This window comes from Chitinophagales bacterium (genome assembly GCA_041392475.1).
Taxonomy (GTDB): domain Bacteria; phylum Bacteroidota; class Bacteroidia; order Chitinophagales; family UBA2359; genus JAUHXA01.
The window spans coordinates 3,335,033-3,348,890 of sequence record JAWKLZ010000001.1 but is presented as its reverse complement, the minus strand read 5'-3'; the positions used below and the strand labels follow the sequence as shown (position 1 = coordinate 3,348,890).

At 37.1% G+C, this 13,858-nt stretch carries 15 protein-coding genes; 14 read left to right on the top strand and 1 reads right to left on the bottom strand.

Annotated elements, in window-relative coordinates:
- The first annotated feature begins 102 nt into the window (after positions 1 to 102).
- The 7 genes from R3E32_12510 (at position 103) to R3E32_12480 (ending at position 3,991) form a co-directional block, all read left to right on the top strand.
- Entirely contained in the window at positions 103 to 663 is a 561-nt protein-coding gene (locus R3E32_12510) for a T9SS type A sorting domain-containing protein (protein MEZ4885546.1), read from the top strand.
- A gap of 99 nt (positions 664 to 762) precedes the next feature.
- On the top strand, positions 763 to 1,014 hold the full coding sequence (locus tag R3E32_12505; GenBank protein ID MEZ4885545.1) for a hypothetical protein: 252 nt from the start codon (positions 763 to 765) through the stop codon (positions 1,012 to 1,014).
- Positions 990 to 1,292: a hypothetical protein gene (locus R3E32_12500; protein MEZ4885544.1), complete on the top strand. Its 303-nt coding sequence runs from the start codon at positions 990 to 992 to the stop codon at positions 1,290 to 1,292. The genes R3E32_12505 and R3E32_12500 overlap by 25 nt, the downstream gene beginning before the upstream one ends.
- Positions 1,270 to 1,857 carry a hypothetical protein gene (locus R3E32_12495; GenBank protein ID MEZ4885543.1) on the top strand — a complete coding sequence of 196 codons (588 nt, stop codon included), beginning with the start codon at positions 1,270 to 1,272 and terminating at the stop codon, positions 1,855 to 1,857. Before R3E32_12500 ends, R3E32_12495 begins: the two co-directional genes overlap by 23 nt.
- Entirely contained in the window at positions 1,857 to 2,102 is a 246-nt protein-coding gene (locus tag R3E32_12490; GenBank protein ID MEZ4885542.1) for a hypothetical protein, read from the top strand. Before R3E32_12495 ends, R3E32_12490 begins: the two co-directional genes overlap by 1 nt.
- On the top strand, positions 2,068 to 2,241 hold the full coding sequence (locus R3E32_12485; GenBank protein ID MEZ4885541.1) for a T9SS type A sorting domain-containing protein: 174 nt from the start codon (positions 2,068 to 2,070) through the stop codon (positions 2,239 to 2,241). Before R3E32_12490 ends, R3E32_12485 begins: the two co-directional genes overlap by 35 nt.
- A gap of 658 nt (positions 2,242 to 2,899) precedes the next feature.
- A complete protein-coding gene (locus tag R3E32_12480) occupies positions 2,900 to 3,991 on the top strand; it encodes a T9SS type A sorting domain-containing protein (protein ID MEZ4885540.1) in 1,092 nt (363 codons plus the stop codon).
- A 61-nt stretch (positions 3,992 to 4,052) separates the two neighbouring features.
- On the opposite strand, the gene pheT is transcribed toward R3E32_12480, so the two are convergent.
- Complete coding sequence (gene pheT / locus R3E32_12475) at positions 4,053 to 6,488, bottom strand: phenylalanine--tRNA ligase subunit beta (protein ID MEZ4885539.1); 2,436 nt, start codon at positions 6,486 to 6,488, stop codon at positions 4,053 to 4,055.
- A 757-nt stretch (positions 6,489 to 7,245) separates the two neighbouring features.
- On the opposite strand from pheT, the gene R3E32_12470 reads away from it, so the two are divergent.
- From R3E32_12470 to R3E32_12440, 7 genes are all read left to right on the top strand, one after another.
- Positions 7,246 to 10,161 carry a T9SS type A sorting domain-containing protein gene (locus R3E32_12470; protein ID MEZ4885538.1) on the top strand — a complete coding sequence of 972 codons (2,916 nt, stop codon included), beginning with the start codon at positions 7,246 to 7,248 and terminating at the stop codon, positions 10,159 to 10,161.
- A gap of 99 nt (positions 10,162 to 10,260) precedes the next feature.
- Positions 10,261 to 11,601 carry a hypothetical protein gene (locus R3E32_12465; GenBank protein MEZ4885537.1) on the top strand — a complete coding sequence of 447 codons (1,341 nt, stop codon included), beginning with the start codon at positions 10,261 to 10,263 and terminating at the stop codon, positions 11,599 to 11,601.
- Between the two features lie 13 nt (positions 11,602 to 11,614).
- Positions 11,615 to 11,740, top strand: coding sequence for a hypothetical protein (locus R3E32_12460; protein ID MEZ4885536.1), 126 nt, complete (start codon positions 11,615 to 11,617; stop codon positions 11,738 to 11,740).
- A gap of 266 nt (positions 11,741 to 12,006) precedes the next feature.
- Positions 12,007 to 12,276 (top strand): hypothetical protein, encoded by a 270-nt coding sequence (locus tag R3E32_12455; protein ID MEZ4885535.1) that lies wholly within the window; start codon positions 12,007 to 12,009, stop codon positions 12,274 to 12,276.
- 154 nt (positions 12,277 to 12,430) lie between these two features.
- Positions 12,431 to 12,919 carry a hypothetical protein gene (locus tag R3E32_12450; GenBank protein MEZ4885534.1) on the top strand — a complete coding sequence of 163 codons (489 nt, stop codon included), beginning with the start codon at positions 12,431 to 12,433 and terminating at the stop codon, positions 12,917 to 12,919.
- Positions 12,858 to 13,490 (top strand): T9SS type A sorting domain-containing protein, encoded by a 633-nt coding sequence (locus tag R3E32_12445; GenBank protein ID MEZ4885533.1) that lies wholly within the window; start codon positions 12,858 to 12,860, stop codon positions 13,488 to 13,490. The genes R3E32_12450 and R3E32_12445 overlap by 62 nt, the downstream gene beginning before the upstream one ends.
- Before the next feature lie 173 nt (positions 13,491 to 13,663).
- Entirely contained in the window at positions 13,664 to 13,828 is a 165-nt protein-coding gene (locus R3E32_12440; protein ID MEZ4885532.1) for a hypothetical protein, read from the top strand.
- Positions 13,829 to 13,858 lie beyond the last annotated feature (30 nt).

Sequence of the window (13,858 nt, the reverse complement as noted above, 5' to 3'; positions counted from 1 at the left end):
GACCCAATTATTACAGATATACAATCTTCCTTAGCAAACAATGATTTACATGGAGCGAATACAAAATTAGAGGCAGTCAATGAGGTTTGGGCAGACAAATTATTGGTAGGCAATTATTGGTATTTGCAAGATTTGACGAATGCGACTCAAAAACTTCAACAAATTCCAATTACAACTGTTGCCAATCTCGCTTTTGTGGATGTTTATACCATTGTCCTGAATACTCCTATTGGACAACAACCTACAACTACAGAAGAACAAACAATTCGCAATTACGCTGCACACAGTGATGTCGCTATAGCTACAATGGCAGAAAGCGTACTCGCATATTATTATGATGACGAGTATATTCGTTATTCTACGCCAATTCCTTCCAGTCATACCTCCAAACGAGCAATAGAAGAATTGTCAGCCATCTTCCAGATAATCCCCAATCCAAGTGACAATTACGTAAAGATTGTATTGCAAACAGATTTCTTTATTACTAAAGCGAGTAAACAAGTGGTGCTAATGGATATTACAGGCCAAGTAATCATTGAAAAAAACATACAAGAAGCGTCTATCCAATTGGATGTCCGCAATTTAGAAGAAGGCATGTATTTGGTCGCAGTAAAAGAAAATAATGCGATAACGTACATTGATAAATTGATGATTACGAAGTAAATCTATTTTATAGTTTTTTCAAGAATCATAGATGAAAGGCATTTACTCTTCATCTATGATTTTTTGTCTTTTTATAAGCAAACACAAAAGTATCTTTCCATGAAAAAAATATATTTATTCTTTGTTTATTTATTTTTCATTTCCCATTTCTCCATCGCCCAAGAAGTACATTATTTCAACAAAGCCATAACAGACCCCAACAGCTTTAATTTTTCCTTGACGAGTTTTGAGGTAGATGATGGTTTTGTGGTTTTGAACTATGAGGACTTACTTTTTGGAGGTATAAATTTGAATTTATTAAAACTAGATGAATTGGGTAATCAAGAATGGCAAAAGAAATTAGGGAGGTAGCCTTTTTACCACCTGTCAATACGATGATTCAAGATAAGCAAAATCCTAATCACTTTTTGGCTACTTACATGGAAAAAACAGATACAAGTGAAAACTCTGTGATTTCTCTACTAAAATTTACAAAGGAGGGAAATATCTTGTGGAAAAAAGGTTATGCAAGTACATCAGTGAAGATTTTTTCTTCTCGTTTAATTCAAACCAGTAACGATGGTTATTTGATAGCTGGTCGAGACGGCTATGTAAATACAGGTCTTAATGTTGGCAATCAAGGTAGATAATCGAGGTAATCAAGAATGGTTTCATACTTATCCCATGCACAACGTCTCGCAAGCTTATTTTGTCAGTCAAACTTTGGATGGAGGCTATATATTATCAGGACGAGCGAGTACCTCTACCAATGCGGACATCTATTTGGTGAAAATTCATGAAGATGGTGCGATACAATGGCAAAAAACAATAGATATTTATGATGGAGACTCAAGTCCACAAGCAGTACAACTGTCCAATGGGAATTATTTAGTATTTGCTGTTACTAATCATGGTTTAGAAGCCATTAATTATACTGCTATTCTGGATGCAGAAGGGGCAATACTTCAAGAAAATAGTCAAATCATTCCTTGTTTGCATACGATTCAAACTCCTTTATTGCCTTTGGGAAATGATGAGTTTTTAGGAGGAGCTATGCTTTGCAATCCCGAAATACACAACTTTTTCACTCCTTATTTGATGCACTTTAACAGCGAGGGAGATACACTTTGGACCAAACAGTTTACACCAAGCAATATCATTGCCGACAATGTCTATCCTCGGGGCTCAAAAAAACAAGTGATGGAGGCTATTTGATGACAGGGCATGCTGATTTTCGCATAGGAGAGAATGCAATTCCCTACGGTTGGATTGTCAAAATGGACTCTTTGGGGAATACTTGTTGGGAGTTGGGTTGTGATTCAACGGTGATTATATCCAATATTGAGGAAATAAAAGTTGTTGAAGGTTTGCAGTTGAGTCCGAATCCTGCTAAAGATTTTTTGAAATTCCAGATTCCTTCAACTCTTGCTTCTCCTCCAATTCCAACTCACCAACATTGAAGGTCGAGTCGTTTTGAAAGAGTGGGTTGAAGATGGAACTCAGGTTGATATTGCAGACTTGGCAGCAGGGATTTACATCGCTACATGGCTTCAAGAGGGACAGGCATTGAAGCGAGAGAAGGTGGTGGTTTTGGAGTAGCAGTTTTTTTGAACAGGAACTGGTAGATAGGAAAGGAACTTTTATTACTGGACTTTTCTCATGCACGAAAAAAAGTATCGACTCATTTAGATGTTCGCAATTTAAGTATAGGCATTTATTTAGTCGCTATCAAGGAAAATGATGCGGTGAAGCACACTCAGAAGCTGATAATCACCAAATAATTGTTTACTTTTTTTATGACAAAATCTTAGATGGAAAGAAATTATCTTTTCGTCTAAGATTTTTTAGTACCTAAAAATATATGCATATGAAAAATGTCATCTTAATAATATTTTTATTTTTTCTATCATCCTTCTCTTTTGCTCAAGAAATTCACTACTTCAATAAACCTATTATTAATACAAATAGCTTTAATTATTCTCTTTCGGGTTTTGAAGTCGATGATGGATTTATTGTATTAAACTATAATCATATTCCAAATGGGGAGGTATTTATTTGAATTTATTGAAGTTAGATGAAGTGGGGATATTCAATGGGAGAAGAAACTGGGAGATGTTGCTTTTCTGCCGCCTGTAAATACAATGATTCAAAGTAAACAAAATACCAAACATTATTTAGTTTCTTATTTAGAAGAAATCGATACAAGTGAACATTATGCCATTTCTCTACTGAAGTTTACGGAAGATGGAGAAGTATTATGGAAAAAAGTTACATTAGTACAGAGATAATAGTGTTCTCTTCTCGTTTAATTCAAACCAATGATGGCGGTTATTTGATAGTTGGTCGTGATGGCTATCCTAGTACAGGTTCTATGTTGGCAATTAAGGTCGATAGTATAGGTGATCAAGAATGGTTTCATACTTATCCCATGCACAGTGTATCCCATGCCTATTTTACAAGTCAAACCTTAGATGGAGGATATATTCTCTCTGGACGGGCGAGTACTTCTACGAATGCGGATATTTATGTAGTAAAAATAACTAAAGATGGTGATATACAATGGCAAAAAACAATTGATGTATATAATGGAGATTCAAGTCCACAAGCAATACAGTTATCCAATGGCAATTTCTTAGTATTTGCTGTCACTAATCATGGTTTAGAAGCTATCAACTATACTGCTATTTTGAACACAGAGGGAGAAATTATTGAAGATAATGAACTTATTATCCCTTGCTTGCATAGCATTCAAACTCCTTTATTGCCTTTGGGAAATGATGAATTTTTGGCAGGGGCAATGCGATGTGACTCTAATATAGACAACTATTTTAGCCCCTATTTGATGCGTTTCAATAGCATGGGAGATACACTTTGGACCAAACAATTGACCCCAAGCAATATCATTGCCGACAATGTATATCCACGAGACATCAAAAAAACAAGTGATGGAGGTTATTTGATGACAGGACATGCAGACCATAATATCGGTCCTAATGCTATTCCTTATGGCTGGATTGTGAAAATGGACTCTTTGGGGAATACCTGTTGGGAATTGGGTTGTGATTCAACGGTGATTATATCCAATATTGAGGAAATAAAAGTTGTTGAAGGTTTGCAGTTGAGTCCCAACCCCACCAAATCCCACCTTCAAATCCAAATCCCCACTCACTTCACCTCCAAACCTCTTCAACTCCAACTGACCAACATCGAAGGTCGAGTCGTTTTGAAAGAGTGGGTTGAAGATGGAACTCAGGTTGATATTGCAGACTTGGCAGCAGGGATTTACATCGCTACTTGGCTGCAAGATGGACAGGCATTGAAGCGGGAGAAGGTAGTGGTTTTGGAGTGAGCAATGGAAGAAAACCGAAATTTCTAAAATTTCGGTTTTCTATATTACCCATTTCCAACCCCTACCTCAAACTTGCCCCCAATTGACGCTCATACTGTTGAATCAACTTTTGCATGATTTTTTCAACATCCTTGTCCGTTAACGTCTTTTGTTCATCTTGAAACACAAAGCTCACCGCATACGATTTTTTGCCTACACCCAATTTGGCTTCATCCGCATAGATGTCGAACAAACCGACAGAACTCAATAGGTTCTTACCTGTTTTCAAGGCAATCTGCTCAATTTGACCAAATTGCACCTCTTTGTCAATCAACAAAGCCAAATCACGGCGACTGCTCGGATATTTTGGTAGGTTTTTGATGTAGAGTTTATTTCCTTTCAGGGCTTCAAAAACGTTGTTCCAATTGAAGTCCGCATAAAACACTTCTCCTTTCACCCCTAGTTTCTTAGCAGTCTTAGGATGCACCATTCCAAAATCCACCAAGTCCCGTTTGCCCTGTTTGTATTGAAGTCCATACCCCATAGAGTCCGACTCAATGTATTGTGTTTGGAAACGGGTAATGCCCAATCGAGCCAAAAGATTGTTGACCAATCCTTTTAAATCGAAAAAAGAGCTTTTTGTTTTGGCCGTTCGCCAATTTTCTTCAATCGTTTCACCCGTGATGAAAATCGTCAAATGGTCTCCTTCAAGGTAGTGATTCTGGTCGTCTCTTGAATAGGTACAATAGGTTTTTCCGAACTCAAACAATCGGAGGTGTTCGTTTTGATAGTTTTGGTTGTTGCGAATGGCTTCTAAGCCCGAAAACAACATATTTTTTCGCATCACATCCATGCTCGCATTGAGGCTGTTCATCAAGCGCACCATGCCCTTCTCTTCCGAATCGTAATAGTTGGAATCGGTAATCGAAGTCCCCATCATTTCATTGAAGCCCGCACTCGCCAAATAATCCGACACTAAATTGCGGATTTCATCAGGTCTAATCCCTTCACTGAATATCAAACTGTAATTCAAAGTCGCAGGAATCGGCACATTGTTGAAGCCATAAATGCGTAATACTTCTTCAATAACATCCGCTTCCCGCAAAACATCTGCTCGATTTGTTCCCACTTTCACAGTCAAGGCTTCGTCCGTTTCTGCAACCACTTCAATCTCCAATGCCGCCAATATCTGCTTCACCGTAGGTCGGGGAATTTCCATGCCCACCAATCGGTTCAAATTGCGGTAGGTCAACACAATTTCCGCAAGTTTCACTTTTGTAGGGTAAATATCCACAATTTCAGAAGCAATTTCGCCCCCTGCCAATTCCTTGATTAACAATGCCGCTCGCTTTAAAGCATAGACCGTATTGTTGGGATCCACGCCTTTCTCAAAACGCTGTGCGGCATCTGTCCGCAAATTGTGACGAGTTGCTGTTCGGCGGGTGCGAATCGGATGAAAGCAAGCACTTTCCAAGAAAATATTGGTCGTTTTGTCGCTTACGCCTGAGTGAATTCCTCCAAAAACCCCTGCAATACACATTCCCTCAGAATTAGCGTTACAAATCATCAAATCCTCTTCATGCAGCTTGCGTTCCTGCTCATCCAAGCTCACAAAAAGGCTGTCTTGCGGCAAGGTTTTGACCACCACTTTTCCGCCTTTGATTTCATCCGCATCAAAAGCGTGTAGAGGTTGCCCCAATTCGTGCAAGACAAAATTGGTAATGTCGACAATATTGCTAATCGGACGCAATCCAATGGCTTTCAGTCGGTTTTGCAGCCATTCGGGAGACTCTTTGATGGTCACACCTTTGATACTCACACCCGAATAGCGAGGACAAGCTTCTGTGTCTTCAACCGTCACTGGAATTTGCAAATCGTGGTTATCAACCGAAAAAGCACTCACATCTGGAACGCTTACTTCTCCTTCAAAACCGTGATGCACCTTCAATGCTGCCGCTAAATCTTTGGCTACTCCAACATGACTAATCGCATCTGAACGGTTGGGAGTCAAGCCGATTTCAATCATATAATCGTCCTCCATGTCATAGACTTCCTTGACCGCTTTGCCGATAGGTGTATCTTCCGCTAAAACCACAATGCCATCATGGTCTGTTCCAATACCGATTTCGTCTTCCGCACAAATCATCCCCATAGACACCTCCCCCCGAATCTTACCTTTTTTGATGGTAAAAGGTTCGCCATTGGTTGGGTACAAGGTAGTTCCAACAGTCGCCACAATCACTTTTTGTCCTGCTGCTACGTTCGGCGCACCACAAACGATATGCAATTCTTCGCCATTGCCTATATCTACCCTTGTAACTTTGAGCTTGTCCGCATCGGGATGCTTTTCAGCAGTTTTGACCAAACCTACGACCAATCCTTCCAATCCACCTTCAATGGATTGTATTTTTTCGATTCCTTCGACCTCTAAGCCTGTGTCTGTCAATATTTCGCCCACTTTTTCAACGGGCATATCTATATCTAAATAATCCTTTATCCAGTTGTAAGAGACTTTCATTTCTGTTCTTCTACTTTGTTGATTCTATACAGAAAATGCCATAGTGAATGGCATAAGACGCAAAATTAAACAAAAATGTGGATTATGGGAATGTATGTGAAAAGGCTGTTGTTGGTAGGGGTGAATTATTCCTTGGTGAATAAGAAAGGAAGGATTCGTATTAAAATGGGCTTCAAGGGTATAATAAAAATAATGTCATGAAATAGTAATCAATGTTTTCTTATTGTTAAATATAATGATGAATTTTCAATCTTATTTGTTTTTTTGAAGTAAATAGCTTAAACTTGTAGTAGGTATAAATATATTTCGTGTTTTTTAATTAAAAACTGAACTAACAAATATTTTTTTAGCACAAAATATTCTTGATAATAGTGCTATTTATTTTATTTTCTAACCACTAATTTTTTACTGTAATAAGAAATTTTAAACAAGTTCACGCATCACGCATCACGCATCACGCATCACGCATCACCTAAATAAGGTAATAATTATTTTACTTTTATTGGCTTCATCGCTTACAGTATATCCTCAATATGATTTTTGTCTCACTAAAAATGAACCTGATTATATTCAATATTTGGAAAATAGTGGAGTAGCTGTTACTAAATCTCAATCAATTGATTATATTAGAATATACTTTCACGTAATTAGAAAAAGTGATGGTACAGGAGGACGTACAATTGAAGATGTATACCAAATGTTAGAAATTCTTCGCCAAGATTTTGCGCCTCATAATATAGCATTTCAACTAGAATGTATGGATTATATAGATAATGATATTTTTTATTCTTTTGAAAATGTTAATAAATTTGGCGCACAAGTTTTTAGCATTATTGGCACAAATTACCATCAAGATGGGATTGATATATATGTTTATTCTGGTGAAGATAGTGTAAACGATGAAACTTATGAAGGAGGGCTTGCAGATACACCAAGTGAATACAATGATGGCAATCCTGGGGAAGCCCCTTTCTTTTCATTTATTGCAATAGGAGGCATTAGTGATAATTGTGATTTTGACACCAATTGTAAACCGTATTGGCCTCCAGGTATTGATATAGCATTGAGTGGTGCATTAACGCATGAGATGGGTCACTGTTTAGGCTTACACCATACTTTCAGAGGAGCATGTGGATATGACCCTTATTCCTGTCCAGAATTGGTTGATGGAAGTAATGCTGCATATTGTGGAGACTTTGTATCAGATACTCCTGCCGATCCAGGTATATCTTTTTATACTGATTTCCAAACCTGTGTTTGGGATGGAGGAACAAGCCTTAATACACTGATTCTGGATGAGAATGGACAACCTAGCTACCCAAATTGCGGAAATCCACAAGATTTATGTACATTCTCGATGAGTTTAAAAAAGAAGAAACCTTGTTTTGAGAACTATGCTGACCCAGTAAATGAACTATTTCCATTGGATGCAAATGGAAATCAGTTTACTCCTCCAACAAACAACTATATGGGCTATACTATTCCCAGTTGTATGTCTGAATTTACCAATGGGCAGGCAGATAAGATGAAAAAGACGATAAAAATGCACGGTGGATTAGCACTTATGAAAGTACAAAATCCAGTTGCCCCAGTAAACTGGTTTGACGATATACAAATTCCAATAGGCACTACTACATGGAATGAAAACCGTCATGTATTTGGAACTGTAACAGTTCCCGCTAATGCTACTCTCGAAATTACAGGAACTTCTACAGAAGATGTTATTATTTCATTTGTAGGTCATGATGCAGGAATCATAGTGGAAGAAGGAGGTCGATTGATTATCAACAATGCTCTTTTGAACAACAGTTGTTTGGAAGATGATTACTGGTGGGGCATAAAAGTTGAAGGAGATGCCACCAAAGACCATCCATCTGATTTTACTAACAACGGAAGTTCGTATCATGGTGTGGTTACAATAGCCAATAGCCAAATAGAAAGTTCACACAACGGTATTCATGCTATTGGAGGAATAATAGCGACACTCGGAGATAACCGTTTTATCAACAATAGAATAAGCATTAGTTTAACATATCAATTTGGCACTCAATTAAGTTATATTCAAGATAGTCATTTTGTTATTAATAGACCTGTACCCCACCCTCTTTATAATGATTATCGGCAAGTCGTAGGGTATCAATGTGGAAATCTAACCGTATCTAATAATAACTTCATTGTAGATGATAGTAGTGGAGAAGATTTAGGAATCACAAAGGCTATTTTAGTAATGAATACGCCCGCTTACATTGGCTTTACAGGCGTACCCAATACTTTTACCAATTTTTCTTCTGGTATCGAAATCTTCAATTTCTTGGTCACACTCCCAACTTTTATACAAAGCAATACCTTCACGGATGTCCAACACGGAATCGTATTAAATACGACTGCTATGCCAAGTGTTATTGATAATGTTTTTAATATACCCAATGGAACGGCAACAAGTGATGCCTATGGTCTTTTGACCTATTTTTCAGATGGTATTAATGTTAGAGACAATACATTTAATACCTCTTTTAGCAATGAAACAAAGGGAGCAGTATTTGTACAAAATGAATTTTTAGAAGGAACAACAGATGCAAGCGGCTGGGTATCTGATAATGATTTTGATGGTCCTTTTGCAGCAGCAACTGAGTTTGAAAGAAATAATTGGGGGTTGATTTTGCAATGCAATGATTATGTAGGAGCTTCCATTGACTGGTATTTAGCCAATACTCCATCTATTGATAGATTGAGGCAGCAAGGCACTTGTATTTCTGACATAGTTATTGGAATTCCCAATGAAAAATATGGTTTTTGGGGAACATGGAGTACTGGAGCAAATGTAGTTGACAACATTATTAATGATTCTGATGAGGCGTTTTTTTACATAGAGTACGATCCTATTGGCTATACTCTTGCTCAAGCAGACGCTGCAGCTGTTAAGCAGTTTTCATGTGATGAAAATGATTCTAATAGCGAATCGGGATGTAACAAAACTGGAGGTAAAAGCTCTGGAAGTGTAAAACCCATTGACCCAATTATTACAGATATACAATCTTCCTTAGCAAACAATGATTTACATGGAGCGAATACAAAATTAGAGGCAGTCAATGAGGTTTGGGCAGACAAATTATTGGTAGGCAATTATTGGTATTTGCAAGATTTGACGAATGCGACTCAAAAACTTCAACAAATTCCAATTACAACTGTTGCCAATCTCGCTTTTGTGGATGTTTATACCATTGTCCTGAATACTCCTATTGGACAACAACCTACAACTACAGAAGAACAAACAATTCGCAATTACGCTGCACACAGTGATGTCGCTATAGCTACAATGGCAGAAAGCGTACTCGCATATTATTATGATGACGAGTATATTCGTTATTCTACGCCAATTCCTTCCAGTCATACCTCCAAACGAGCAATAGAAGAATTGTCAGCCATCTTCCAGATAATCCCCAATCCAAGTGACAATTACGTAAAGATTGTATTGCAAACAGATTTCTTTATTACTAAAGCGAGTAAACAAGTGGTGCTAATGGATATTACAGGCCAAGTAATCATTGAAAAAAACATACAAGAAGCGTCTATCCAATTGGATGTCCGCAATTTAGAAGAAGGCATGTATTTGGTCGCAGTAAAAGAAAATAATGCGATAACGTACATTGATAAATTGATGATTACGAAGTAAATCTATTTTATAGTTTTTTCAAGAATCATAGATGAAAGGCATTTACTCTTCATCTATGATTTTTTGTCTTTTTATAAGCAAACACAAAAGTATCTTTCCATGAAAAAAATATATTTATTCTTTGTTTATTTATTTTTCATTTCCCATTTCTCCATCGCCCAAGAAGTACATTATTTCAACAAAGCCATAACAGACCCCAACAGCTTTAATTTTTCCTTGACGAGTTTTGAGGTAGATGATGGTTTTGTGGTTTTGAACTATGAGGACTTACTTTTTGGAGGTATAAATTTGAATTTATTAAAACTAGATGAATTGGGTAATCAAGAATGGCAAAAGAAATTAGGGGAGGTAGCCTTTTTACCACCTGTCAATACGATGATTCAAGATAAGCAAAATCCTAATCACTTTTTGGCTACTTACATGGAAAAAACAGATACAAGTGAAAACTCTGTGATTTCTCTACTAAAATTTACAAAGGAGGGAAATATCTTGTGGAAAAAAGGTTATGCAAGTACATCAGTGAAGATTTTTTCTTCTCGTTTAATTCAAACCAGTAACGATGGTTATTTGATAGCTGGTCGAGACGGCTATGTAAATACAGGTGCCATGTTGGCAATCAAGGTAGATAATCGAGGTAATCAAGAATGGTTTCATACTTATCCCATGCACAACGTCTCGCAAGCTTATTTTGTCAGTCAAACTTTGGATGGAGGCTATATATTATCAGGACGAGCGAGTACCTCTACCAATGCGGACATCTATTTGGTGAAAATTCATGAAGATGGTGCGATACAATGGCAAAAAACAATAGATATTTATGATGGAGACTCAAGTCCACAAGCAGTACAACTGTCCAATGGGAATTATTTAGTATTTGCTGTTACTAATCATGGTTTAGAAGCCATTAATTATACTGCTATTCTGGATGCAGAAGGGGCAATACTTCAAGAAAATAGTCAAATCATTCCTTGTTTGCATACGATTCAAACTCCTTTATTGCCTTTGGGAAATGATGAGTTTTTAGGAGGAGCTATGCTTTGCAATCCCGAAATACACAACTTTTTCACTCCTTATTTGATGCACTTTAACAGCGAGGGAGATACACTTTGGACCAAACAGTTTACACCAAGCAATATCATTGCCGACAATGTCTATCCTCGGGACCTCAAAAAAACAAGTGATGGAGGCTATTTGATGACAGGGCATGCTGATTTTCGCATAGGAGAGAATGCAATTCCCTACGGTTGGATTGTCAAAATGGACTCTTTGGGGAATACTTGTTGGGAGTTGGGTTGTGATTCAACGGTGATTATATCCAATATTGAGGAAATAAAAGTTGTTGAAGGTTTGCAGTTGAGTCCGAATCCTGCTAAAATTTTTTCAAATTCCAATTCCTTCAACTCTTGCTTCTCCTCTTCAATTCCAACTCACCAACATTGAAGGTCGAGTCGTTTTGAAAGAGTGGGTTGAAGATGGAACTCAGGTTGATATTGCAGACTTGGCAGCAGGGATTTACATCGCTACATGGCTTCAAAATGGGCAGGCATTGAAGCGAGAGAAGGTGGTGGTTTTGGAGTAGCAGTTTTTTTGAACAGGAACTGGTAGATAGGAAAGGAACTTTTATTACTGGACTTTTCTCATGCACGAAAAAAGTATCGACTCATTTAGATGTTCGCAATTTAAGTATAGGCATTTATTTAGTCGCTATCAAGGAAAATGATGCGGTGAAGCACACTCAGAAGCTGATAATCACCAAATAATTGTTTACTTTTTTTATGACAAAATCTTAGATGGAAAGAAATTATCTTTTCGTCTAAGATTTTTTATTTTCTAAAAAATATCTATATGAAAACTACTACCTTAGCAATATTTTTATTTTTTCTATCATCCTTCTCTTTTGCTCAAGAAATTCACTACTTCAATAAACCTATTATTAATACAAATAGCTTTAATTATTCTCTTTCGGGTTTTGAAGTCGATGATGGATTTATTGTATTAAACTATAATCATATTCCAAATGGGGGAGGTATTTATTTGAATTTATTGAAGTTAGATGAAGTGGGGATATTCAATGGGAGAAGAAACTGGGAGATGTTGCTTTTCTGCCGCCTGTAAATACAATGATTCAAAGTAAACAAAATACCAAACATTATTTAGTTTCTTATTTAGAAGAAATCGATACAAGTGAACATTATGCCATTTCTCTACTGAAGTTTACGGAAGATGGAGAAGTATTATGGAAAAAAGTTACATTAGTACAGAGATAATAGTGTTCTCTTCTCGTTTAATTCAAACCAATGATGGCGGTTATTTGATAGTTGGTCGGGATGGCTATCCTAGTACAGGTTCTATGTTGGCAATTAAGGTCGATAGTATAGGTGATCAAGAATGGTTTCATACTTATCCCATGCACAGTGTATCCCATGCCTATTTTACAAGTCAAACCTTAGATGGAGGATATATTCTCTCTGGACGGGCGAGTACTTCTACGAATGCGGATATTTATGTAGTAAAAATAACTAAAGATGGTGATATACAATGGCAAAAAACAATTGATGTATATAATGGAGATTCAAGTCCACAAGCAATACAGTTATCCAATGGCAATTTCTTAGTATTTGCTGTCACTAATCATGGTTTAGAAGCTATCAACTATACTGCTATTTTGAACACAGAGGGAGAAATTATTGAAGATAATGAACTTATTATCCCTTGCTTGCATAGCATTCAAACTCCATTTATTGCCTTTGGGAAATGATGAATTTTTGGCAGGGGCAATGCGATGTGACTCTAATATAGACAACTATTTTAGCCCCTATTTGATGCGTTTCAATAGCATGGGAGATACACTTTGGAGCAAACAATTGACCCCAAGCAATATCATTGCCGACAATGTATATCCACGAGACATCAAAAAAACAAGTGATGGAGGATATTTGATGACAGGACATGCAGACCATAATATCGGTCCTAATGCTATTCCTTATGGCTGGATTGTGAAAATGGACTCTTTGGGGAATACCTGTTGGGAATTGGGTTGTGATTCAACGGTGATTATATCCAATATTGAGGAAATAAAAGTTGTTGAAGGTTTGCAGTTGAGTCCCAACCCCACCAAATCCCACCTTCAAATCCAAATCCCCACTCACTTCACCTCCAAACCTCTTCAACTCCAACTGACCAACATCGAAGGTCGAGTCGTTTTGAAAGAGTGGGTTGAAGATGGAACTCAGGTTGATATTGCAGACTTGGCAGCAGGGATTTACATCGCTACTTGGCTGCAAGATGGACAGGCATTGAAGCGGGAGAAGGTAGTGGTTTTGGAGTGACGGAATAAGAGGGGATAATGTGAGTTGAAAAAATAGATTTATTTCTTCAATATTAACAGTTTTGTTAAATATTTGATTCAAGTTTCAATTTTATTTGTTTTTTTGAAGTAAATAGCTTAAACTTGTAGTAGGTATAAATATAGTTCATATCTATTGAAGATGGTACGTTATTGATGACCGATATTTATGGAACTGTTGTCCGAGAAATATCTTTACAGAAAACGAGTGATTACCTTGTGATTGCTACCCATGACCTACTCAATGGCACTTATGTCATTACCTTATATGACCAAAATAAGCGAGTAATAGATACAAAAAAGACCATTATACTAAAATAATTTTTTACCAAAGAATGGCAATAAAATAGC